At 54.1% G+C, this 23,849-nt stretch carries 19 protein-coding genes and 1 pseudogene; 19 read left to right on the forward strand and 1 reads right to left on the reverse strand.

The window, feature by feature from the left end; all coding sequences use genetic code 11:
• Positions 1 to 10 precede the first annotated feature (10 nt).
• Positions 11 to 670 (reverse strand): annotated as a pseudogene (locus PKO02S_RS11855) (oxidoreductase); the annotation flags it as partial.
• 377 nt (positions 671 to 1,047) lie between these two features.
• Between PKO02S_RS11855 and PKO02S_RS11860 the strand changes: the two are divergent.
• From PKO02S_RS11860 to PKO02S_RS11950, 19 genes are all read left to right on the forward strand, one after another.
• Positions 1,048 to 4,086 (forward strand): HEAT repeat domain-containing protein, encoded by a 3,039-nt coding sequence (locus PKO02S_RS11860; protein WP_127582952.1) that lies wholly within the window; start codon positions 1,048 to 1,050, stop codon positions 4,084 to 4,086.
• Positions 4,087 to 4,092: 6 nt separating this feature from the next.
• The gene (locus PKO02S_RS11865; protein ID WP_127582954.1) at positions 4,093 to 4,542 is read left to right on the forward strand and encodes an ATP-binding protein; all 450 of its coding nucleotides are present in this window, start codon (positions 4,093 to 4,095) and stop codon (positions 4,540 to 4,542) included.
• Positions 4,543 to 4,565: 23 nt separating this feature from the next.
• Complete coding sequence (locus PKO02S_RS11870) at positions 4,566 to 4,901, forward strand: STAS domain-containing protein (RefSeq protein WP_127582956.1); 336 nt, start codon at positions 4,566 to 4,568, stop codon at positions 4,899 to 4,901.
• 33 nt (positions 4,902 to 4,934) lie between these two features.
• Entirely contained in the window at positions 4,935 to 6,308 is a 1,374-nt protein-coding gene (locus PKO02S_RS11875; RefSeq protein WP_164821406.1) for a GAF domain-containing SpoIIE family protein phosphatase, read from the forward strand.
• A 19-nt stretch (positions 6,309 to 6,327) separates the two neighbouring features.
• Positions 6,328 to 6,864 (forward strand): GNAT family N-acetyltransferase, encoded by a 537-nt coding sequence (locus PKO02S_RS11880; RefSeq protein ID WP_164821407.1) that lies wholly within the window; start codon positions 6,328 to 6,330, stop codon positions 6,862 to 6,864.
• 91 nt (positions 6,865 to 6,955) lie between these two features.
• On the forward strand, positions 6,956 to 9,136 hold the full coding sequence (locus PKO02S_RS11885) for an AAA family ATPase (RefSeq protein ID WP_127582962.1): 2,181 nt from the start codon (positions 6,956 to 6,958) through the stop codon (positions 9,134 to 9,136).
• Positions 9,136 to 9,717 carry a Pvc16 family protein gene (locus tag PKO02S_RS11890; RefSeq protein WP_127582964.1) on the forward strand — a complete coding sequence of 194 codons (582 nt, stop codon included), beginning with the start codon at positions 9,136 to 9,138 and terminating at the stop codon, positions 9,715 to 9,717. The genes PKO02S_RS11885 and PKO02S_RS11890 overlap by 1 nt, the downstream gene beginning before the upstream one ends.
• Complete coding sequence (locus PKO02S_RS11895; RefSeq protein ID WP_127582966.1) at positions 9,717 to 10,508, forward strand: hypothetical protein; 792 nt, start codon at positions 9,717 to 9,719, stop codon at positions 10,506 to 10,508. Before PKO02S_RS11890 ends, PKO02S_RS11895 begins: the two co-directional genes overlap by 1 nt.
• A gap of 79 nt (positions 10,509 to 10,587) precedes the next feature.
• Positions 10,588 to 12,309: a phage tail sheath subtilisin-like domain-containing protein gene (locus PKO02S_RS11900; RefSeq protein WP_127582968.1), complete on the forward strand. Its 1,722-nt coding sequence runs from the start codon at positions 10,588 to 10,590 to the stop codon at positions 12,307 to 12,309.
• Between the two features lie 28 nt (positions 12,310 to 12,337).
• Positions 12,338 to 12,772: a phage tail protein gene (locus PKO02S_RS11905; RefSeq protein ID WP_127582970.1), complete on the forward strand. Its 435-nt coding sequence runs from the start codon at positions 12,338 to 12,340 to the stop codon at positions 12,770 to 12,772.
• A gap of 100 nt (positions 12,773 to 12,872) precedes the next feature.
• The gene (locus PKO02S_RS11910) at positions 12,873 to 13,250 is read left to right on the forward strand and encodes a phage tail assembly protein (RefSeq protein WP_127582972.1); all 378 of its coding nucleotides are present in this window, start codon (positions 12,873 to 12,875) and stop codon (positions 13,248 to 13,250) included.
• On the forward strand, positions 13,247 to 13,438 hold the full coding sequence (locus PKO02S_RS33750; protein ID WP_127582974.1) for a DUF6760 family protein: 192 nt from the start codon (positions 13,247 to 13,249) through the stop codon (positions 13,436 to 13,438). The genes PKO02S_RS11910 and PKO02S_RS33750 overlap by 4 nt, the downstream gene beginning before the upstream one ends.
• A gap of 3 nt (positions 13,439 to 13,441) precedes the next feature.
• A complete protein-coding gene (locus PKO02S_RS11920) occupies positions 13,442 to 13,888 on the forward strand; it encodes a phage tail protein (RefSeq protein ID WP_127582976.1) in 447 nt (148 codons plus the stop codon).
• Between the two features lie 21 nt (positions 13,889 to 13,909).
• Positions 13,910 to 17,788 (forward strand): flagellar biosynthesis protein FlhF, encoded by a 3,879-nt coding sequence (locus PKO02S_RS11925; protein ID WP_127582978.1) that lies wholly within the window; start codon positions 13,910 to 13,912, stop codon positions 17,786 to 17,788.
• Between the two features lie 43 nt (positions 17,789 to 17,831).
• Positions 17,832 to 18,455 (forward strand): CIS tube protein, encoded by a 624-nt coding sequence (locus PKO02S_RS11930; protein WP_127582980.1) that lies wholly within the window; start codon positions 17,832 to 17,834, stop codon positions 18,453 to 18,455.
• A gap of 19 nt (positions 18,456 to 18,474) precedes the next feature.
• Positions 18,475 to 19,575, forward strand: a complete 1,101-nt coding sequence (locus PKO02S_RS11935) for a phage late control D family protein (RefSeq protein ID WP_127582982.1) — start codon at positions 18,475 to 18,477, stop codon at positions 19,573 to 19,575.
• Positions 19,575 to 20,282 (forward strand): phage baseplate assembly protein V, encoded by a 708-nt coding sequence (locus PKO02S_RS11940; protein ID WP_127582984.1) that lies wholly within the window; start codon positions 19,575 to 19,577, stop codon positions 20,280 to 20,282. Before PKO02S_RS11935 ends, PKO02S_RS11940 begins: the two co-directional genes overlap by 1 nt.
• Positions 20,283 to 20,299: 17 nt before the next feature.
• Positions 20,300 to 20,701, forward strand: coding sequence for a GPW/gp25 family protein (locus PKO02S_RS11945; protein ID WP_127582986.1), 402 nt, complete (start codon positions 20,300 to 20,302; stop codon positions 20,699 to 20,701).
• 54 nt (positions 20,702 to 20,755) lie between these two features.
• Entirely contained in the window at positions 20,756 to 23,812 is a 3,057-nt protein-coding gene (locus PKO02S_RS11950) for a baseplate J/gp47 family protein (RefSeq protein WP_127582989.1), read from the forward strand.
• Positions 23,813 to 23,849 lie beyond the last annotated feature (37 nt).

The following is a 23,849-nucleotide window of genomic DNA, read 5'->3' on the forward strand; positions in this document are numbered from 1 at the left end:
TCACCGCCCTTTGGATTTGGCTGCCGTAGTGGACGTAATCCTCCGGCGTGTTGCCCTCCGGATGGTAGTCATGCGCCGAGACGCGGACGAATAGGGGGCCGTCCCACACGGTTTTCACACGGGCGATGACCTCGGATAGGAACCGATAGCGGCTGTCGCGGCTGCCGCCGTATTCGTCTTCCCGCCGGTTGGTGAGCGGGGAGAGGAATTCGTTGATCAGGTAGCCGTGAGCGGCGTGAATTTCGATGACGTCGTAGCCGGCTTGCTTGGCTCGATGGGCAGCGTCGGCGAAGGCGGCGATCGTCTCTTCGATCTGCTGCGGCGTCATCGCCTCCGGGGTTTTCGATTGCTCGTTGAACGGAATCGCCGAGGGGGCGAGGATCGGTCCTTCGAGCACCGCTTTGCGGCCGGCATGCGGGAGCTGGATGCCGATGTGGGCGCCTTGGCCGTGCACGAGCCGGGTCAGCTCCCGGTGCCCCTCGATGTGGTCGTCGCTCCAGATGCCCAGGTCTTGAGGGGAGATGCGACCTTGGGCGGTGACGGCGGTCGCTTCGGTGATGATGAGCCCGACGCCGCCCACGGCTCTGGTCGGATAATGGACCTTGTGCCAGTCCTGCACACGTCCGGACCCGTCCGGGCACGAGTACATGCACATCGGCGACATGACGATGCGATTTTTCTATGTCAGATTTTTGATCGTATAGGGAGTAAACAGCATTTGTACGTTCACGTCCTTCTTGAGAGTGGAGGATGGGTAAGCTTGAAGTCACTTCCTTTATTTTAGTAATGTGCGCGAGAGATTGCAAAATGCGGATTTACGATGTCTCGCTCGAGGCACCAAACGGGGACTTTTCGCATAGAAGAGTACTAAACGCTAGGCGTATTCCGTTGAATTTGAGCATCCGCTCAAGGTCCCAAGACCTGTTTTTCGCCTCTTTTGCCAGAAAGAAGGACTCTGTCCACCTTTTCGACAAATTCCTGAAAGGGATTCCCCGCTTCATAGCGAATTAGGTAAGAGAATGGAATTGCACAAAGGGGACGACACATTTGATTAGGCTTTTGGCTCTACTCGGATTAACGACGGAAGACCGACATAAAGTGAAGCTTATGGCGCCGATCTTCTTCTTCGCCGGAATCTCCGAGTTGTTGACGTATAGCTCGTTCATGGCCTTGTTCAATTTGCGCTTCGGGGTCGACAAGCTGCCCTACATCTATTTGATCGAAGCGGTCATTTTGCCGATTGAAGGCTGGATTATGGCGCTCATCTCAAGCCGCGTTTCCAAGCCTCGATTTATGCAGTTCACCTACTTTGGTCTCATCGCCATTCTCTTGTTGAACGGAATCGTTCTGATCACCGGGAAGATGCTGGGACTCGAGATGTATTTCTATTACCCGATTATGTTCATTGCTTCCAGCTTTGTCATTCGGCAACAGTCCATTCTGCTGTGGAGCACCGCCTTCGATCTTAGTCCGACCCAGCAGGCCAAGCGGCTTGTCCCGACGTTCGTAGCGCTTGCGCTAGTGGGGGGTTTCGTAGCCGGCTTCGTGGTGCAATGGGTCGGGCCGGTGTTCGGCAATGAAATGCTCTATTTGCTGTCGCCGCTGTTACTGATCGTAGTCATCTGGAATTTCCGCACATCGATCCAGAGGTTCCTGGTTCCATTGGCGCTAAGGCCGGAGAAGCAGCAAGAGACGGCGCCGGCGACTTTCTCGAACTCCTATTTTCTGAAAGAAACGTTCCGCTCGCCCTTCCTGCTAGTCGCCATCGCCTTGATGACGTTCATGCCGGCTCTGTACTTTTTGATCGAGTACCAATACTTTACTTCCGCTCACACCTTCTTCGATACCGAAGAAAAGTTTATTTCGTATAACGGCCTCATCGTCGTTCTGATCTTCACGGCCGCGCTCATTTTCCAGCTTGTTTCGGGCCGATTGATGAAATGGCTAGGGGCCAGCAACTTTTTGCTTGCGGTCAGCTTTATTTTCCTGGGGGGCTATATCCTCAACGCCATCCTGATCAACAGCGAATACTCCCTGATCGGGGTTTCGATAGGCTACTCGGTGTTCTACATGCTGCTGTACTATTTCTCTGAGCCTTGCTTCCAGCTGTTCTTCAAAATGATGCCGTTGTCGACTCGAGACGGGTTCCGCTTCATCGCCCAAAGCATTGCGGCTTCCGGAGGCATTATCGTAGGCGCGTGCATGCAGCTTTTTCACTCCAGCGGCCTGATGTCATTCCAGACGCAGGCAATCTGCGGGATGGTCGGCGGGATCGTGCTGGTGCTCCTGGCCTGGTTCGGCAAGGTGCTCTATATGAACAAGCTGATCGAGAATATCCAGGACCTCAGCACCGGTGTCCAGGAAATTGCGTCGGAAGTACTGGGAAGCATCAGGGGCAGCAAAGCATTGGCCAGCATGACGAAGTTTCTCCAGCATCCTAACGACGTGGTCCGTGAAATTACGATGGACATTATCGGAATGGCGCAGGACCCGGGCTTCAATACGCAGCTGCTCGAAGCCGCCGAGGACCCGAAGCTTCGCATCCGCCTAGCCTCGATCAAAGCGCTGAGCGCCCGCGAGATGGACATTATGACGATGTTCGGGCTCGTGCCCTTGCTCAGCGACGAGGAGCCGGAAGTTCGGAGAGCCGCTCTCAACAAGCTGGCGGAGTCCAAGCACATGCAGCTCGAAATTTACAGCACGATTCGGCCGGCTCTGCAGGATCCGCATCCTCGAGTGAAAGCAGCCGCGATTCAAGCCGTGTATCAACTGGATTGCGAGAAGGACCTGGCGGAATGCGAAACAGCCATGGAGCAATTGCTCGACGCACAGGGAGAGAGTGTCGTGCTCGCCTGTGAAATCGTGTATGCCCGCAAGCTGCATTCGTACTCGGACGCGATGATACGTCTTGCGGATTCATCGGTGCCCTCTTACAAAGTCGCCGCCATTCGCAGCTTAGGCAAGCTGGGGCGCACGGATTCGATTCCGAAGCTAATGGAGTTAGTCCCGTTAGCCGATAAAGAACTGAGTAAAGCGATTATCGAAGCTTTCATCGCCATGGGGGAGCCGGCCGTCCTGCTGCTCCGCTCGAACTTGAACAGCCTCGACCCGGTGCAATGGCAAACCGCGTTGATCGCGATGAGCCGGATGGGCAGCGAGCAGCTTGTCAAGACGACGCTTGTGGAGTCTTGCACCGAGCGGCTGCAAGGGCTGCTCGTCGGGTACGATCAGCTGCGAGCGTTCGACCGCCAGTCCGAGCCCGACCTATACCGCTTGGCCGTACAACGAGTAGGCGAGCTGTCGGCGATGTTCTGCGAAGCCGCCTGGTCCGTCCTGCTGCGACTCGCGGACGAGCGCGTTATCGACTCGCTGCGCAACAGCATCGCGGATGAAGACCACGAAGTGCGCGAGAACGCCTATGAAGCGCTGGCGGAAGGCTTCGGCGACCGACAGCTGGCCATCGCGCTGCTAGATGTGTTGAAGAAAGCCGAGGAGTCGAGCGAGGAGCCGGAAACGGACCGCGAAGCCGACATTCATTTGACGGCAGGCGTGTTCGGTTCGGATCATTGGCTGGCCGAGATCGCCTCTTATCGGAGACATAGCAGGGAGGAAGCGGAGTTGCAGAGTGAACCGAAGCTGCTTAGTCTGATCGACAAAATCATTTTTTTGAAGCAAGTCCCGCTGTTCGAGAATCTATCGCTCGAAGAGCTTGGGTTAATTGCCAATATCGCGACGGAGGAAATGTATCTGGATTCGGAATTTCTCATGCGGATGGGCGAAGTCAATATGACGATGTTCGTCATTATTGAAGGAAACGTAGAGCTCAGTGTCGTCTCCTCCGCCGGTTGGGAAGGCACGATCGGCGTGCTCGGCGCGAAAGAATCGTTCGGCGAGTCGGTCATCTTCGACCATATTCCTTCCACGTTCACGGCGCAAGCCTTGCTTGACGATGTGAGAGTGCTGACATTAAAGGGAGAGCAGCTCGAACGGCTCGTCCGTCTGTATCCGGAGATCGGGATAGGGTTCCTGCGCGCCTCTTCGGCCAGAGTAAGAAGGCTGGAAAGCATGATTACAAAATTGGGATAGGTCGTGATGGCGATGTTGCGATTCGCGGGCGATGAGGCTGGTAAGGAAGTTTACGTTCTAGAGCTGACGAACAGCCTCTCGAATTTGACGGCGATCCATGAGGCATTTACCGATTTTGCCGGTCGGAACAAGCTGGAAGAGAAGCTATCGTTTCAACTGAAGCTCATCTGCGATGAAATTTTCACCAATATCGTTTCATACGCCTACTCGGACAACCAGCAGCATATCATCACGATCCGATTCGCCATCACCGAGGAAGCCATCACCGTCGCCATCCTCGATGACGGCGCGCCGTTCGATCCGTTAACGCATCCGGCTCCCGATCCTCAGCTCCCGATCGAAGAGCGCGGCATCGGCGGTTGGGGGATCCAGTTCGCCCGCACGATGATGGATGAAGTGAGCTACAAGCGGCTGGACCATGAGAACGAACTGACCTTGTTCAAACGAATCAAGTAACGATACAGATAGGAGATGGAGTAATGGAGATCGGTGTGTCGAAACAACCGAATTGTACGATCATCAGCTTGAATGGACGTTTGGACGGTACGACGTTCAATCAGGTGGAAACCGCCTTGCTGGAGCAAATCGCGCACGGTGAGCTGAAGCTGGTGCTCGATTGCTCGCAGCTAAGCTACATCAGCAGCGCCGGATTGCGGGTATTGCTTGTCGCGGCCAAGAAGATGAAAGCGGCCAAAGGCAGCATGAGCCTGTCCGGCTTGAACGAGAACGTCAAGGAAGTGTTCGAAGTATCGGGCTTCAGCTCCATCTTCACCATCTACGCGACTAGCGAGGAAGCGGCCGACAAGTTTGCGTGATCATTTGAACGGATGGGAGATGCCGACGATTCAATGGAACTCATCGGACTTGTAGCCCTTTGCCTGCTCCTAGGCTTGCTGGTCGCAGCCGGAGCTTACGAATACAGCGCGACCCGCCGGCAGTTGAAGCGGCATACCCTCTTGGTGGAAGTGAGCATGAAGCTTAACTCCACGATCAAGAAGCGGGAGCTGCTGCAGATCATGATGTCGACCTTGACGAAGGTGATGCACGCGGAGGGCTCCTCGATCATTCTTCTCGATAAGCAGCGCCACGATTTGTATTTCGAAATCGCCATCGGGGAGAAGGGGGAGCAAGTCAAACAAATTCGGCTGCCCATGGGGGAAGGAATCGCAGGCTGGGTCGCCCTGAACCGGCAGTCCGTCGTTATCGACGATGTGAAGTCGGACCCGCGCTGGTCGAATCGAGTGGCGACGAAAACCGAGTTTCCGACGCGGAACATGATGTGTGTTCCGGTGTTAAGCGGGAATGAGCTGATCGGAGTGCTGCAGGTCATCAACAAGAAGCGGAAAACGAAGTTTACTACCGGGGATCTGAAGCTGTTGGAGATGATCGCCTCGCCGGCCGCCATCGCACTGGAGAACGCTCATCTATACGAGGCGCTGGAGCAATCGATCCAGACGCTGAAGGAGACGACGGCGATCAAGGAGCGGATGGAGAGCGAGCTCAAGATCGCGCGCGACATCCAGATCAGCTTCCTGCCGAAGGCAGGCTACACCAACCCGACCATCGAGCTGAGAGGGGTGCTGAAGCCGGCTCGTGAAGTGGGAGGGGACTTCTACAACTTCTTCGACCTCGATCAGGACCTGCTATTCTTCACGCTCGGGGATATTTCCGATAAGGGCATCCACGCTGCGATGTTCATGGCCGCCACCCTGACGCTGATTAAAGGGAAAATCCGCGTAGGCATGACGCCGGCGGAATTGCTGCACGAGCTCAATCTGGAAGTGTCGGGCGACGATTCCAGCATGTTCGCGACGATCTTCTGCGGCATTCTGAATACGCGAACGGGAGAATTGGTGTACAGCAACGGAGGCCACTGCACCCCCTACATCCTCACAAGCGACGCGCGTGTCGAGAAGCTTCCTGGCAAAGGGGGTATCCCCATCGGGGTTATGGAAGAATCCGTCTATAACGATCATCACGCGCAGATAGAGCCGGGGAGTACGATCGTACTGTACACGGACGGAATCATCGAAGCCGAGGATGCGCAGCATCGCCAATTCGGTAACGAGCGGCTTATCCGAGAGCTGGAAGCGAGGCAGGGCGGATCGGTCGGTCCATTAGTCGATGCCATCCTGAGGCAAGTAGAACTTTTCGCGAATGGAGCGGATCAATTTGACGATATCGCCGTCCTTGCCATTCAGTTCAAAGGAAACGCCGGATAGGGAGAAAGAGGGAGCCGGAATGAATCGTTTTCAAATTCATGTGGCCAAATCTCCGGAAGAGATGGCCCGGATCAGTTCGTTTTTTTTGTCGCCCGAGTCGTTCGACGATACCCACCATACGCCTGGCGAGATCGAGCATTTCCAGAAGCGGCCGCTGCAGAGCCTGGAAGACGAGCACTCCTATTACTGGTACGTGCAAGATGAGGCAGGAGGCGTTATTGCCGTGATCAGCTTCCTGCAGAACGATCATCGCACCGGCGGTTACATCCTGGAGTATGTCGTGGTGCACCGAGAGTATAGGAAAGCCGGTCTCGCCTCGCAGATTTTGGACGACATGATTCAATTCATCAGCTCCATCAAGGGGCGGTACATCGAGACGTTCACATGCGATCTGGAAGAGTACGCCTCGATCCGGCGATTGTTTGATCGGAAAGGCTTCGCTCGAGTCGGCGTTCAGCCCGATTACTATTTTCCGGGAGAGGGCAAATTGCTTTATTACAAAATGCTGCAACCTCCGCAAATCCCGGAAAAAGGGGAAGCCGAAGCGCATATCTAGTTCCAATTGCTTATAGTTCTATAAATATATTTCGACTAGTATATAATTGGTGGGAATTGCTACTTCATGTAGATCGAAGGTAACAACGCCTATGGACCTTACTACTTACAGTCGTGCCTGGGACCATTATCAAGACGAGCTGGCATTGCTGAGCATGCGGACCCGTCGACTGATGTCGAATTTTGCGCAGGCGGAACGGCAGGACGACCCATTCGACTCGTTCAAAGGGATCGTCATTTCCGAGCAGGAAATCCTGCAAATATTGGACGCTTCGCCGGCCGATCAAGAACTTTCGCCCGAGATTCGGCGTTTATGGAAGCAGGAGCTTGCGAGCCGATCGCGCATTTCCGACAAAATTCGATTGTCGCTGGAGCAAGGTGCGGAGCTCCCGCTCGTCGAGCTAGCCCGTTTGTACCAGTTGGACGAGTTGGAGACACAATGCCTCATGCTGGCCTTCGCGATCGAGCTCGATCGAAAGTATGAGAAGCTGTACGCGTATCTCCAGGATGATGTGACCTGCAAGCATCCTACCGTCGATCTGGCTTTGCGCTTCTTTTGCCGGGATGCCGGAGAACGGTTCGAAGCGACCTCCTTGTTCACCGAGGACGGGAAGCTGTTCCGGACCTTTCTCGTAAGAGAGATGAGCTCGGACTATGCACGATCGGGCCTGTCCCGAATTCTGAAGCTGGACGATCGCATCGTCGCCTACTTGAAAGGCTACAAGCAGGTAGATGAGAAAATTAGCGCCTTCGCGACGCTCCAACATCCGAGCGAAGCGCAATTGCAAGCCTTGCCGCTCGCTGCGCAGCAAGATGATTTACAAGCCTTCCTGCGGTTCAGCCGCCAGCAGGACCGCACTCGAACGGTGCTCGTCAAAGTATGGGGACCGACGGGCTCAGGGAAGAAGCATTATGTGAAGCAATTCGGCATAGCCGAACAAAAGTCTGTCCTAATGGCTCGCGTATCTACTATGGTACAGAACGAGCCGATGTGGCCCGAGCTGATCGATCGATTGATTCGGGAAGCCACCTTGCAAGAAGCGGCGATTTGCTTCGATGATGCGGATGTCTTGTTTCATGAAGAAGCGAAGTTCCGCTTTATGCTGGACTACTTGGTTCAGCGAATGGCGGAGTGCGGAGCAGTCCACTTCCTGATTTTGAAGAGCAATCAAGCGATCGGTTCTTCCAGCCGATTATACGCCGCTGATTGGGAAATACCCGTTCCCGATGTAAATGCAAGGCTGGATATTTGGCAGCAAGTGCTGCAGCGAGACGACCTGCGAACCGATGTCGAGCTTCGCCCGATCGCTTCGAAGTTCCAATTCACCGTTGGCCGTATCATCGGCAGTACGGAAATGGCCAAGCAGCTGCTCCTGCAGAAGGGCGACTCGCTGCTCACCGCACCGCTTCTCAATGAAGCGTGCTACCATCAGACGCGGCACAAGCTGAGCGAGCTGACCGTCAAGATCAAGCCGCAGTACAGCTGGAACGAGCTGATTCTCGCGCCGGCCCAGAAAGAACTGCTCTACGACGCCTGCAATCAGTATAAGTTTCGAGAGCTGGTGTACGGAGAGTGGGGGTTCGGCGGCAAGCTTTCTTACGGGAAAGGCATCAGCATGCTGTTCGCCGGCCCGCCCGGCACGGGGAAGACGATGACGGCTCAAGTCATCGCGAACGATCTTGGCCTGGAGCTATATAAGATCGACTTATCTCAGATCGTCAGCAAGTATATCGGGGAAACCGAGAAAAACTTGCATCAAATATTCAGCCAAGCCCGGTTGACCAGCGCGATCCTGTTCTTCGACGAAGCCGACTCCCTGTTCGGCAAACGTTCGGAGATCAATAACGCGCACGACAAGTACGCCAACATCGAAACCGCTTATTTGCTGCAGAAGATGGAGGAGTACGACGGGGTGACGATATTGGCTACGAACTTCGCGCAAAACCTGGACGACGCCTTCAACCGCCGCATCAACTACATCGTCCGCTTTCCGTTCCCGGACGCTTCGCACCGCGAGCAGATATGGCGGCGGTTTTTCCCGGCGAACGCACCGGTTCAGAACGATCTGGACTTCGCCTACTTGGCGGAGACGTTCGAGGTGGCCGGCGGGATCATCAAGAACATCGTCGTCGCCGCAGCATTCCTGGCCGCTCGAGACGGAACGCCGATCGGGATGAAGCATCTCGTCACGGCGCTGACGCAAGAATACGCCAAGCTCGGCAAGCTGATCGCCAGAGAGCAAGTCGAACCGTTTATCCATTTTAGGGGGTGATGCGCATCGCAGATTATTCCGTCTTGGCCGAAGTCGGCCAATCTCTGCTTCGTGTGCTGCGAGAGCAGATGGTACCGGAGCTCATCGAGCAGCCGGAGCTGATCGGGCTGGCGTCGCCGTTGGATAAATGGGATCTGAGCTTATCCTTGTTCCTGTTTAACGTTACGGAAGCCGCTGACCATCGGAAGACGAATATGATCAGCAAAGGGTCGTCTGCTCTGCAGTACCCGCCGCTGGCCGTAAACCTGCAATACTTAATAACCGCATTTTCGATGGCTGAAACACCCTCCCGCGCAATTAACGAGCATCGAATGCTGGGCAAAGTGATGCAAGTTTTTCACGACAACTCCGTGCTGCGGGGATCGGCCTTAACCGGAACGCTGGCGGACGGCAATGAGGAGATCAAAATCAGCACGAGCGCTTTGCCGCTCGACCAGTTGCTTAGTTTCTTCTCGGAGTCGCCTTACAAGCTCTCGCTCTGCTACACGGTCGGTCCGGTATTCCTCGATTCGACTCGAGTGAAGCCGACTCAGCGCGTTGTCGAGACGCAGTTCCATCTGCGGGACACCGGAGGGCAATGATGCGAAACGAATTGGGTTATGTTCGCCAGCAGCTGTCCTTGGTCGTCACGTTGGTGGACGGTTACACGAAACTGCCGCCGAAGCGGAGCTTGCCTCAAGTGTACCTGGAGGGGACGCCCGTCGTTCCGATGCGCAGAGACAACGCCTACTACTTCATGAATTTACAGCGCGGTCCTTACAAGCTTCATGTCCAATCCGATATGTACTGGAACCAAGTGGTCGAGATCGATCTGAACGAGCTGTCGCCGATCCATCCGGTCGTGCCGATCTGGCTCGCGCCGAAGCCGAATTACCCGGAGGATCCGCTGGCCTTCATCGTTCGCTCCTCTATTCGAGAAGCATCGGGCAAAGGGCTCGAGGGGGTTTCCGTGGAGGCGGTTGTCACTTCGATGGAAGGTGTCCGAGCGAGGTTAGGTCGAGACGGTCGTACCGGAGACGAGACGATCTTGCTGTCAGGAGCGGTACAAGCGATCGCAGACGGCGAAACGCTCGCCGTCCGCCAAGAAGCGGCATCCGAATGGGAGCTGGCGGTTCTGGAGGCGCGTCTAGGCAACACCAACGAGTTCACTCTGCACAATCCGCTTCAATCTGCGTATCCTCAAGGCACCAAACTTCACAGTTATACGCACACGATGACCGATCACCATGGCGATTTCGCACTTTACATAAGCTTGAGCAAAGCCAAAAAAATTACCGCTCAGCTCCGATTCAGCATTCGAGAGCGTGTATTCCACAAGGAGGTGACTCTGGAACAAGGCAAACCCTTGCTGCAGGACGCAATCGTTGTGTAGTCTTACTCTAATATCCGAAGGGAGGAACTGGTTTTCGAAAGTGCATCGCATTATGCATGTACTAGGAAACTAGGACAAAATGGCAGAGTATTTGTCGCCTGGTGTTTATGTGGAAGAGTTCGAGAGCGGAGGACAACCGCTTGGCGGAGTAAGTACCAGCACCGCCGGCTTTATCGGCCTGACGCAGAGAGGCGCCGTAGCAGGCTTGCCTCAGCTCGTCACCAGTATGAACGATTTCTTCAAGCAATTCGGTTCTTATTTGTCTGAAAATGCTTTCGGCTCTTATCGTTTCCTGGCTTACGCAGTCGAGCAATTTTTCGTCAACGGCGGATCCCGCGCCTTCATCATGCGCGTAGCGCCTTCCGATGCAGCAGCTGCTTCGAATGGCGACGGCTCTGTCCTGAGCGTCACCGCCAAAAACCCAGGTGCCTGGGCCAATCAAATCCGCGTCGTCGTCGAGCCGTCCAGCAAAGCGAAGACCCAAATCTATGAAGTGATCAGCAGTGACGAGACGCCTACATACCGCGTGAAGAGCAGCGCCGGCTTCCATGCAGGCGACGTCGTCGCGTTCAGCGACGGCAAGAGCAAGCAGTATGCGACCGTTGTCTCGTCGCAAGACAACATCCTGACGCTGTCGAAGGCGCTTAGCGGCGATGTTGTTGACGGCGGCCTCGTAGCGGCCAAAGTGCTGACTACTTCCGAGTTTACATTGCAAGTTGTATACGGCGACGAAGTGGAGTCTTATGCTAATTGCTCATTGAACGTCTCATCCGCCAACTATGTTGACAAGCTGATCGCCAAGTCGAACATCGTATCGATCTCGGCTTCCGCTACCGATGAGGCAGACACGGCCCCTTACGAGCATATCTCCGGCAGCGCCGAAGGCGCCGGCAGCTACGTATTCGCTTTGTCCGGCGGCTCCGACGGTTCGATCGACTCCGTTTCAGCCGGCGATTTCATCGGGCAAGACTTCGGCCCGGGCAAACGTACGGGCATTCAGGCGTTCATCGACAACGACGTCGTCAGCATTATGGCGATCCCGGGCGTAACCGACCCGAATGTGCAGCTGTCGCTCGTAGCGCACTGCGAGCAGCTTGGCAGCCGTTTCGCGATTCTCGACATCCCGCGTGACAAGACGAAGGTTTCCGACGTCCTGGCGCACCGCGATATTTTCGACTCGAGCTATGCGGCGCTTTACAACCCATGGCTGCAAGTGTTCGACGCGCAAGAGAAGCGCAATATCTTCGTTCCTCCGTCCGGTTCGATGGCCGGCGTCTACGCTAGAAGCGACAACTCGCGCGGCGTACAGAAGGCTCCTGCCAACGAAGTCGTTCGCGGCGTAGTCGGTCTGGACTGCCAGTACAACAAGGGCGAGCAGGACATCTTGAATCCGAAGGGCGTCAACTTGATTCGCCAGTTCTCCGGTCAAGGCATCCGCGTATGGGGCGCCAGAACGGCATCCTCGAACGGCAACTGGAAATATATCAACGTTCGCCGTTTGTTCATCTTCCTGGAAGAGTCGATCAAGACCGGTACGAACTGGGTTGTCTTCGAGCCGAACGACGAGCGCCTGTGGGCACGCGTCCAACGGACGATCGACGCCTTCCTGATGCGGGTATGGAGAGACGGCGCACTCGCGGGCAGCAGCCCTGCTGAGGCCTACTTCATCGACATCGGTCGCAATACGATGACTTCGGACGACATCAACAACGGCCGTCTGATCTGCGTCATCGGCATCGCGCCTGTGAAGCCGGCGGAATTCGTCATCTTCAAGATTACTCAGAAAACTAGCGAACAATAAGAGGGACTAGGAAGGAGATCCATAATCTATGGCAGGCGAACGTAATGATCCATACCGCAAGTTTAGGTTCCGCGTGGAAGTAGAAGGTATTGAGCAGGCAGGGTTCAGCGAGGTATCCGGCTTCGACGCTTCCATAGACGTCGTCGAGTACCGCGAAGGTACGGACGTCATCACCCCGCGGAAGCTTCCTGGTCTCGCGAAATACGGCAACATCTCTTTGAAGTGGGGCGCTACCGATTCGATGGACTTGTACGACTGGATTCAAGAGTGCATCGAAGGCACGGTTTCCCGCAAAACCGTTACGATCATCGCAATCAACGAAGAAGGCGACGACGTGGCTACATGGCAAGTCATCGAAGCATGGCCGGCCAAGTACACCGCGCCGGACTTCAACGCTACCGCTTCCGAAGTGGCGATCGAGCTGCTGGAATTGGCGCATGAAGGCATGACGCGTACGCAATAATCATGACCGCAGGGTCGGGAATGGAGGCTGATCGTAGTGGCCTCCTTCCCTGGCTCCGGCCATTCTTCCGACTATTTATACATCTATGGAGGGTTCAGTTATGGCGTTTAAAACGGAATTTGAATTCGAGCTTCCCCGCGGTTTTGTCGATGAGAACGGTACGCTTCACAAACGCGGTGTTATGCGCCTGGCGACGGCGGCGGACGAAATCCTGCCGATGCGCGACCAGCGGGTGCAGCAGAACCCAGGCTATCTGACGATCATTTTACTTGCGCGCGTCATTACGAAGCTGGGCGATCTTCGGGCGCTTGACACCCGGACCATCGAGAAATTGTTCACCGCGGATCTGGCTTTCCTGCAAAACTTCTACCGTCAAGTCAATGAGCTGGAGAAATTTACGGTGAAGACGACTTGTCCGAAATGCGAGCATCAGTATGAGGCAGACCTGTCTTTTTTATCCGAGACGGTGGGCGGATAGCTCTTTACCCGAGCGACAAGCTTTATGAGGAAACAGCTTTCGTAGCTTACCATTTTCACTGGAGTCACGACGAGATTATGAACATGGAGCACCGGGAACGAAGAAAATGGTGCGATGAAATATCGAAGATTCACCGCAAGCTGAACGATGCGCCAGACAATCCTTTCGACGTCTTTAAGAAGAGGTAGCCTATGGATCTCCCATTCACAAAAATTATGGGCTCGTACAACTTCATCGTTGAGATCGACGGGCTGCTCGTTGCCGGCTTCTCCGAAGTAACCGGCCTGCAATCCGAGACGGAGTACGAAGAATACGCCGAGGGCGGAGTCAACGAATACTACCATCGGCTGCCCAAACGAACGAAGCTGTCGCCGATCACGCTCAGACGGGGCATCTCGCCGCCGACGGCGGTATGGGACTTATGGGGCTGGTATTCCGACGTCGTCAAAGGCAAGGTGAAGCGGAAAAACGGCTCGATCATTTTGTACGATCATTATGGCCTGCATGTATGCAGATGGAATTTCTTCGACGCCTTCCCGACCAAATGGGTAGGGCCGGATCTCGACGCATCGCGCAGCGAGGTCGCCATCGAGAGCATCGAGATCGTGCACAACGGGCTGAAAGCATTGCACATTTAGGGGAAGGGAGCCGTGGTCGGCGTGAGAACCGTTCGGAATATTGCCATCTTGTCCAACATCGCCTCGAGGGCGAAGACACCTTCGTTTTCCGAACGCATTGCACGTAAGAACAGCCATTTCCTGTCTTCCTACCTAGGCCGGACTTCGTTAGTGTTCCGGGAATCGGAAGGAGCCCGAGCGGCTGCGCCAACGGTCATCCATCACAATTGGCATCTTCACTTTCAGTTTTTGTTCGGAGCAGCCAAAGCCCAATGGAATCCTTTAGCTAATAATACCCGAATCGCTTTGGAGCAGCTGATTCAGCTCTCGCAGCCTATCATCCGGCAGACGCTCCTCGCCAGCCAAAGTCGATTGCTGCAGCAGCAACTTTTTCAACATGTGCACAATCTACAGCTGAAGAACGAGCGGGTGGAGCGGAGCTCCCATGAGGTGACCCTGCAGCAGCTTAGCCAATTGCTACAGCAGCGGTTCTCGCAAACGTTGGAGCAAGGAGAACAAGCTAGCTTCACTTACCAGCTCATCCAATTCGTTCGACAGTCAGGCAGCCATGCGAGACAAGATATTGTCCAACGGTTAATTGGGCTTGTGCAACAGTTCGATAACCGCGTCACGAATCGTTTCGGCAACCCGAGCAGCCGCATTTCCGTTCAACAAGCCGGCGATACACTCATGCAGTTGCTAACGAATAGCCGTTCGAATCAATCGAATCAATCGTTCATCAACAATCTTGCTAATCGGACAAATCGTTCAACGGAATCGTTCCTAACGTTTGTCCAAGGACCGCAGACGACCAACCGCCAACGGATCGAGATGGCCGTTGGAACTCCTCAGGCTCGGAATACGATCTTAAGGGAAGTTCAAGCGACATGGATGCCAGGTCAAGTTCGATTGTCGCAAGACGGCCGGTCGGTGGCGCAAGCCGATCAGAGACAGTCAGTGGTGGAAGTCTCAAGTATGCCACAACTGGTTCGGCCACAACTGGTTTACCCATCGCTCGCTAGTACAGTTTTTCAATCGGTATATCAGCCGTTGCTTACTAGCTCCAATCGGATTGTAGCTCGATCGCTTGTGATTGACCGCATTCGATCCGGCAATACCCCTAGTTTGCTGTTTCGGGAAAATGGGGCTGAGGCGCCACAAGGAAGACAGCTATTCGGGGAAGGTAGTCGAGTTGCAAGCGATACCGCATCCGCAACTGGAGCGATAGTCAGGAATACGCTGCAAAAGTTCGTCCAAACGTTCATTCGGAATATATCGTCGCATACTCTGCAAAGCTTCGAGAATGCGGGGCCGACTTCGGTTTTCCGTTCATTTCCGAACCATCAATCGGTTGACCGCCTTCAGCAGGTTCTGCAACGATCCCTTCCAAGCTCGCTCCTTGTAAGAGAGAGCAGAAGCTCGGAACGATTCAGGACTCTTGAGCTTCCAGCGAAAACGACGAATCAACCGTCGCGCGTTTCCGTAGGGGCGAGCCCGGTTCTGCAATCCTTTTTTAATTCGGTGCTTCGACGCCAAACGTATACCAGCTTCCAGCCTACACCGAACTTGAGCTCAAACACGATTTCGAACTCCATTTCGAATTCGAATTCGATTTCGATTGTACAGCCCGTCCTGCAACGAACACCACAGCAACTAGCTGCAAGAATGCCCTTAAGCGAGCAGCTCCGCCAAAGCGTTCACAACTTGATGCTGCACAGGGAAAGCAGAGTAGAGGCGCCAACCGAGCGGATGCCATCTCCTGGAGCTGTTAGATCGAGTGTACAAACGCCGATATTAGCTAGTTCCCTTGTTCAATCTATATTGTCCATTCGCGAGCAAGCCGGTCGTACCGTACCGAGCTCCTTTTTACAGACGATCCTTCAGAGCAGCCGCGATAGCGTTACACAACAAATTCAACAAATTCAACCAACTCAACAGATTCAGTCGTTGCGTGAAATCGTCTCGCCATCCAGCTTTTCTACCATGAACGTCTTGCAGCGTAGAGAAACTTCACTCCTGCCAGAGCGCGATCATGTGCGAAGCCTGCTGCTCTTCCGAGAGCGAGTGGAGAGCCAAGTCGAGCCGCGCAGCCATCAGTCTGAAGGGAACCGGCCACAGGTACCGGCAAGCACCGGTGTGCAAGCCGTTTTCCAAAATGTACTGCAGTCGATGCTGAGGCCGCTTTATCAATCGTTCGCTACTTCGAATAGCAGCTTATTTCCAACCACCCATGCAGAAGCACCAATGACAAGCTTAGTTCGGCAGTTGAACGCTTATTTCACTCCCGTCAGCTTGATGATGGAGACGGATGAGGGCGCCCGGCCCAACGAGTCTGTGTTTCGAGGCGGGAATTCGATTGTGCAGCTTCGTTCCATGCTTAGCCAAACGAGGCATTCGATTTTTCAACGGAAAACGAACATCGAGAACCGCTTGACCAACCAGCTCCACTTCCTGTATAGGAATTCTCAAGACAACCGGGTTAGCCAACATTTGTTTGCTCCTAACCATGAGTTATACCGAACTAGCATCCAGATGCTTCAGTCTTATTTGAGCACCAACAGGCTGCTTTACAACTTGTTCACTAAGCACCACCAGCTCAATCAGAACTCTCAGCACAACCCAACCAATCGACTCAGCCACAATTACTTAAACAATCAGAACTACCAATACAACCAGACCAACCCAATCTACAAGACTAACCAAAGTTACCAGACCAACCAAAGCTACAACACTAACCAAAACTACCGGACTAACCAATACAACCAGACCAACCCAATCTACAAGACAGACCAAAACGTTCTAAACATCCGGAACATCCAATTTGTTCTGAACAATCCAAACCTTCTGCATAACATGATCGTTCAGAGCAGCAACCCAAATATTTTCAACGATCATAGTACTCCAAACACAAATAATCATTTAGCTAACGTCATCCACCTTAAGTTCAAGAGCGACATTAGCCAAACCAGTCAGCGATTCGAACGGTTTCAGCCGATTATAAACAGGATTAGAAACGCTTTTGCGACAACGCTGAACCGTAAGTTTACAAACCATGCTAGCTTTAACAATCAAACATCGTTGCAGAGCAAGCCGGCTTATGTGTTCCGTCAACTGAATGTAACGCAGGCAACGAACAACATGCATACGAACTCGAATGTAAACGTGAATGCGACTCGTTCCACGACGAACACCATGCAGCTGCAATTGGGAAATGTGATTCAACTTCATCGCACCCAGGCACAAAGAAACCCATCAACGATCCTGCAACAAATAACGAGCCGACATACAACTCAGCTTTCGAATCTGAATTTGAAAAATGTTGCCAATCAGCCTCTAGTTCAGTCCATCAACGCGCGATCCATCCGTCACGGGGCTGTGACGAATTTACATACAATCCAGCGAGCGGCCGCGGGGTTCCAGACATTGAACCTGCATCGCTCCCAACATAACCAAACGTGGAATTCCACAAGGCATACGAACCAACTGAATCAATTGGTGAAAAACCGAGTCGCCTATTTGACGCTCGCAGCGCAACCCCCGCAAACAGCGCCTGCGATGCAACCGTCGCTGCAAGCAGTACCGCCGATCCAACGAGCGACGCCGCCTAGAGCGGCCGAACCGCCGAACCTGGTGCTGCATCCAGACAGAGGCCGCCAGCAGCAGGAGCGAGCACAGCCGCCGAATACGCAGACACCGACACCTGCAAGGCTGGAGTATCGCCTGGAGAAGCAGCGTAAGCCGGAGCCGGCAGTCCATGATACAACTACGCAGACGCTTCAGACGATCCGGCGTGAAATCGACGCGAACCGCAACGAGCTGCAGTCGCAGCTAAGGTCAATCAGTGTCGATCGCATCGCCGACAAGGTCATCAAGGAAATCGAGAGCCGGGTTCGATTCGGCCAGCAGCGACGCGGGTTATAAGCAAGGTTGACCGGGATCCCTCAGCAAAGGAAGGACGCTTCGCATGTCGCTCAAAAAAGCAATGATCGTCGTCGAACGGGGAAAGAAGCAGGAAAAAATCGACGTGCTGTTCAACCCGAGCGAATACTCGCTCGACTCGCAGAACACGTACTCTTGGCAGGAAATTCCGGGACTCGCCCCGATCGGCCAATTCGTGAGCAGCGATTCCTCCACGCTGACGATGGAGCTATTCTTCGATACATACGAAGAAGGCAAGGATGTGAGGTCGCATACGAAGAAAATCGCCTCCTTGCTGGATATCGATAAAGACTTGCACGCACCGCCAAGCATCAAGTTTGTGTGGGGCTCGCTGAACTTCAAGGGCGTCGTCGAGAAAGTGAATCAACGCTTCACGATGTTCCTGGACTCCGGCATCCCGGTGCGCGCGACGCTCAATGTAACGTTCCGCGAAGTGAGCAGCATTGTGGAGCAGCAGCGGGAAAACTCCTTGCAATCGGCAGACCGCACGAAGCAGCGCACGCTCAAGCAAGGCGACGAGCTGTGGATGATCGCTTCCGATGAATACGAGGATCCTGGCAACTGGAGACAAATTGCGAAGGCGAACCATATCGACAATCCGAAGCGGTTGAAGCCGGGAACTAGACTGATCGTTCCGAGATTGCAGTAACGGGAATCGGAGGGCTGGCATGCCAATCGTAAAGCTAGGCACATCAACATACACGATGCAGGACTTGAACGACAAATATCGCGACTTCAACTCGCCGGCTTTCGAGATTTTGATCGACGGGACGAATATTGTGACGGCGGATGCCGTGGGGATCACGCTCCTCAAGGTCGAGTCCAGCATAAGCCGGGAAGCCGACGGACTAAAGTTCGTCATCAACAACGCCTTCGATCCGGTGAAGAGGGATTTTCAATGGCTGAGCAATTACTTCGTGCTCGGCAAGACCATTGAAGTGAAAACCGGTTATGTCGATCAATTCGAGTCCGTGTTCTATGGCATTATTACATCCGTTCGAGCCAACTTCCAGACGGATGAATTTCCGGAGCTGATCGTTTCGGCGATGGATCTCTCCTTCAAGATGATGAATGGCACGAAGTCGGCCATTTTCGAGAAAATGAAGTTCAGCGACATTGTCAAAAAGATCGCTTCGGAATATGGCCTTAGCGCCACGGTAGACGATACCGGCGAACAGAAGCAGGTTGTCACGCAAAACATGCAGAGCGACTTTCACTTTCTCGAGCAATTGGCCGGCATCGTTAATTTCGACTTTTTCATAGTAGGCAAGACGCTTTACTTCCGCAAGCCGCTCACGCAGACGACCCCGGTCATTACGCTGGAATGGGGACAGAGCTTGCGAAGCTTCTCGGTCGAAGCGAATTTGTCCAAACAAGTCACGAAAGTGACGGTATTCGGTTGGGACTCCAAGCAGCAGCAGGTGATCAAGGGGACCTCGAGTCAAGTGAACAAGCTAGGCAGCAACTCCAAGACAGGCAAGGACTGGATGAGCTCGATCGGCACGTTCGACCTGCAACTGGTCGACAATGTTGACTCCGTCGGCGAAGCGAACAAGAAGGCCGAAGCGATCTTGAATCAGAGGGCGATGACGCTAATCTCGGGCTATGGAGAGTCGATCGGGCTGCCTGTCCTGCAAGCGGGAAGATATATCAAGCTGGCTCATCTGGGGAAAAAGTTCGATCAGCCGTATTACTTGCAGACGGTCACGCACACGATTAGCAGGGACGGGTACATCACTCAATTCCAAGTACAGGGGAACGCATTCTAATGGGAATCGAATCGATCAATCGAATGTCTACGCCCGATATCCGGATGGCCAGCGTGATGATCGGCATCGTGACGAACAATAAGGACCCGGAGAAACAAGCGCGGGTGAAGCTGAAGCTGCCGATTCTCGGACTTGACAAAGAAACGGACTGGGTTCGTATCGCTACACTGATGGGCGGCAAAGAAATGGGCAGCTTGTTCATACCCGAAGTAAACGATGAGGTGCTCGTCGCCTTCCATCTGGGCGATCTGAGCCAGCCGATCGTGATCGGAACCTTGTGGAACGGCAAACAAGCCCCGCCCAAAGGCGAGGATAACAACACTGTCCGCAAAATCGTTTCCAAAAAAGGACATGAGATTACGTTCAACGACGATGACAGCAAAGCGGCCGTAACGGTCAAGACCAAAAAGGGGCATACGCTCGAATTGTCCGACAAGGATGATAAGCTGACCGTCAAGGACAAAAGCGGCAACAACTCCATCGTGATGGACGGCTCAGGCAACAAGGTTACGATCAAGTCGAGCACCTCCGAGATCACGATGAGCGCGTCGGGAGACATCTCGATCAAGAGCAACAAGGCGATCGAGCTGTCGTCTACGCAGATCAAGCTGGAGGCGAAAGCGCAGCTGTCGCTTAAGGCGGGGATGGTCGACATCAATGCCGACGGCATCCTGAACATTAAGGGCAGCATGGTCAAAATCAACTGATAGAGGGCGGAGTGCAAGTGTCGAAATCGTTTTTGGGCAAAGGCTGGAAGTTTCCCGTAGAAGTAGACATGACCACCGGAAGAATCAAAATGTCGGAGCATGAAGACGACATCGCCGAAGCGATCCGACTGATCATCTGGACGGCCAAAGGCGAGCGTGTCATGCGGCCCAGATTCGGCTGCGGCATCCATTCGTTCATGTTCGAGCTGACGGACGATACGACGCTGCGCCTGATGGAATCGAGCATTCGCGAAGCGATCCAGGAATGGGAGCCTCGCGTGCACGAAGTGGAGGTCCACGCCTCGGTCGATCCGAGCAACCGCGAAAAAGTGCTGCTGCATGTCCAATACGAGGTCCGATCGACGAACAACCTGTTCAACCAGGTGTACCCGTTCTACATTCACGAAGGAACGAACTAACGCGAGCGAAAGGGGGGGAATGCCCTGCAAGCGCCTAACATCGACGAGCGTGATTTGCATGATTTGATCGATCAGATGAAGCAGCTGACGCCATACTATACGCCGGAATGGCGCTTCAATCCGGACAACCCGGATCCGGGGACGGCGTTGTTCCTCATCTTCGCGCAGCTGTTCCTGGAAAATGTGAAGCGGTTCAACCAGGTTCCGGTGAAAAACTTCATCTCTTACCTGAATTTATTCGATATCGCGCTGGAGCACGCTAGACCGGCCCAAACCTACATGCAATTCCGGTTGGCCGAAGGGGCGGCGGAGCTGGTGCATATACCGGCCGGCACGCAAGTATCCGGATCGTCGCCGCTCAGCGAGCTGCCGGTCGTGTTCGAGACGAACGAGACGATGTACGTCACGCCGGCCAAGCTGCTGAACTTGTTCGCCGTCAGCACGCGCCAGGATAAAATCATACACGTGTACGAAGGAGTCGGCCCTACGGCGGCGATCGAGTCGAACACCGAGCCGATGACGTTCTACGAGTTCGAGAAGGGCCGCAATTTGCAAGAGCACGGCTTCTACATCATGCATGACGATCTGTTCCTGGTTAAGGGACCGGCACAAATCCAGCTGCGTATCAATCATACGCACAAGAAATACGCCGAAACTTCTGTAGCGCGCTTACTAGGCCCTAGCCCGCATTTGGAGTGGGGCTATTTCACGGAAGACGGCTGGCTGCCCTTCGATCGCGTCGAGGTGCAGGGAACGAGCGTCTTTCTTACGAAGGAACGGGAAGTAGAGCTCATCCCTCAAGCGGTAAATGAAGTGGAGGGCCGATGGATCGGCTGCCGGGTGAAGTCGCTGGCCGCTCAGACCGCAGCCGAGAAGCTGCAGCAGGTCGAGCTGGACGGCATCGTCCTCAAGACGGATTATTATGATCCGGATCACCTGGGCGGCATTGTGCCGGATCAAATGTTTTTCAACGATATCCAAGTGGATCGAAGCGGCTTCCTGCCGTTCGGCGATTTCTTCGTCCCTTATTCGACGTTCTACATTTCGAGTGAAGAGGCGTTCAGCAAAAAAGAAAGCTGGGTCGACCTGTCGTTCAGGCTCAGCTGCCGGGAGAACAGGCTATTCCCAGACAAACCTCCGGAAATCAATTGGAAGCTGATCATGAAGCGCAAAGACCTCGACAAACATGAAATTCCGGACCAGGTCTCCATCCTGAACGTACTGTGGGAGTATTGGAACGGCCAATCCTGGGTTCGGCTGTCGGTGCCGAAGACGGCGGAGGAAGTGTTCTACGACCCGCTCGATTCGGAGAAGAAGATTCGCTTCCGGTGTCCGTACGACATGCAGAAGACATTCGTGAATTCCGACTACAACTACTGGATCCGGGCTAGAATCGTGAGCATCCAGAACTTGTACGCTTCCAACTCGATCTATAAGTCGCCTTGGATCGAGGAGCTGAAGCTGAGGTACGAGTATCAGGAGCCGCAGTTCATCTCGGACCGGGTTACCTCATACAACAACTTGGAATACATAGACCGCACGCGCGACGCCGCGTTGACCGGGAACAGCTTCAAGCCGTTTTACATGCTGGAGGGGAAGGAGCCGGCCGTGTACTTCCACTTCGATCAACCGATCGAGCGCGGTCCGGTCAATCTCTACTTCTCGCTGCAAGCCAGTCAGCTTCGTTCGCTCGATATTCCGCTCCTGGAATGGGAATACCTGGCCAGACGCGGCAACAGTCAAGTATGGACGGCGCTCAAGCTAATCGATCATACGCAGAACTTCACGCAGACCGGGACGATCCGATTCCTGGGTCCGACCGACTATGCGGAGCATTCGTTGTTCGGAGCGAGAGGCTTCTGGATTCGCGCCGTGAACCGCGACAGCAAGTTCGAGCTCAAGAACTATTCATTCCGGCCGCAGGTGTACAGCGTTTATATGAACACCGTCCAAATCGTACAGCAGATGAGCTTGACACAAGAATTGCCGGAGCGCGTCATCGATCCGCTGCAAGAGATTGAGAGCGGGCATACCGAATTTGTCATGAACCACACGCCCATTTTGTCGGAGGAAGTATGGGTCGATGAGACTGGGTACGTCACGGAGAACGACATTGAGGATGAATGGACGAGGCGGCATAAGGTGCAAGTGATCCGAGATTCGGAAGGGCATATCCAGAAATGCTGGGTTCGTTATGAGCCGGTCAAAAATTTGCTGATGTCGGGGCCTTACGACCGTCAATATGTCATTCAGCGGACGACGGGGCGACTCGTGTTCGGCAACGGCCGGCACGGCAAGCAGCTTCCGCATGCGGGCGAGGACCGGGTGATGGTGCATTACAAGACGGGCGGCGGACTTAAAGGCAATATGAGAGCCGGTGAAATCAATAGTTTGCAGAGCTCCATCGCTTTCATCGACTCCGTCACCAATATCGAGGCTTCCTCCGGCGGCAGCGAGCAGGAGACGATCAACCAAGTGTTCAAGCGGGGCACGCAGGTCGTGCGTCATCGCAATCGGGCCGTCACGGTCGATGATTTCGAATGGCTGGCAAGGGAAGCGTACCCGAATATTTCGAAGGTCAAATGTTTGACCGGGATCAATGTAAAGCTGGAGAAGGAGCCGGGGGCGATCACGCTTGTTATTTTACCGGAAGGCGGCTTCGCCAACCGACTCGTCTTCCAGCAGTTGAAGAAGCAGGTGGAGCAATTCTTGCTGGAGCGTGCGGCAGCTTCGGTCGCGTTTCCCGGTACGATTCAGGTTATTGAGCCCGTGTACCTCGAAATCTCCTTGTACTCCGTCATTTCGGTCAAGGAAATGGAAGAGGTCGTCCCGACGGAGCTGGATGTGATCCATAAGCTGGAGCAGTTTCTTAATCCGTTCACCGGCAACTACAACAGCAGAGGCTGGAGCATTGGGGAGACGATCCACATCTCCATGTTCATCGCACTCCTCAAGTCGATCAACAGCGTCGTCAACGTGGAGAAGCTGGTTATGTTCGTGCAGAAGGTCGAGAACGGGAAACGGACGGAGATTTTGCCCGATACGCTCAAGCAATACCCGCACAGCATCGTAACGAACGGCAAACATCAGATCCAAGTGAAGACTAATTAATGACATTAAGTAAATAAGCAGCGCCATTTTTGCCAAG

The organism is Paenibacillus koleovorans NBRC 103111 (assembly GCF_004000845.1).
Classification (GTDB): Bacteria; Bacillota; Bacilli; order Paenibacillales; family NBRC-103111; genus Paenibacillus_AA; species Paenibacillus_AA koleovorans.

Coding starts and splice junctions, on each gene's coding strand:
- PKO02S_RS11865 (WP_127582954.1), top strand. CDS start 4,093: ATGGCGATGTTGCGATTCGCGGGCGATGAGGCTGGTAAGGAAGTTTAC.
- PKO02S_RS11870 (WP_127582956.1), top strand. CDS start 4,566: ATGGAGATCGGTGTGTCGAAACAACCGAATTGTACGATCATCAGCTTG.
- PKO02S_RS11875 (WP_164821406.1), top strand. CDS start 4,935: ATGGAACTCATCGGACTTGTAGCCCTTTGCCTGCTCCTAGGCTTGCTG.
- PKO02S_RS11880 (WP_164821407.1), top strand. CDS start 6,328: ATGAATCGTTTTCAAATTCATGTGGCCAAATCTCCGGAAGAGATGGCC.
- PKO02S_RS11885 (WP_127582962.1), top strand. CDS start 6,956: ATGGACCTTACTACTTACAGTCGTGCCTGGGACCATTATCAAGACGAG.
- PKO02S_RS11890 (WP_127582964.1), top strand. CDS start 9,136: ATGCGCATCGCAGATTATTCCGTCTTGGCCGAAGTCGGCCAATCTCTG.
- PKO02S_RS11895 (WP_127582966.1), top strand. CDS start 9,717: ATGCGAAACGAATTGGGTTATGTTCGCCAGCAGCTGTCCTTGGTCGTC.
- PKO02S_RS11900 (WP_127582968.1), top strand. CDS start 10,588: ATGGCAGAGTATTTGTCGCCTGGTGTTTATGTGGAAGAGTTCGAGAGC.
- PKO02S_RS11905 (WP_127582970.1), top strand. CDS start 12,338: ATGGCAGGCGAACGTAATGATCCATACCGCAAGTTTAGGTTCCGCGTG.
- PKO02S_RS11910 (WP_127582972.1), top strand. CDS start 12,873: ATGGCGTTTAAAACGGAATTTGAATTCGAGCTTCCCCGCGGTTTTGTC.
- PKO02S_RS11920 (WP_127582976.1), top strand. CDS start 13,442: ATGGATCTCCCATTCACAAAAATTATGGGCTCGTACAACTTCATCGTT.
- PKO02S_RS11930 (WP_127582980.1), top strand. CDS start 17,832: ATGTCGCTCAAAAAAGCAATGATCGTCGTCGAACGGGGAAAGAAGCAG.
- PKO02S_RS11935 (WP_127582982.1), top strand. CDS start 18,475: ATGCCAATCGTAAAGCTAGGCACATCAACATACACGATGCAGGACTTG.
- PKO02S_RS11940 (WP_127582984.1), top strand. CDS start 19,575: ATGGGAATCGAATCGATCAATCGAATGTCTACGCCCGATATCCGGATG.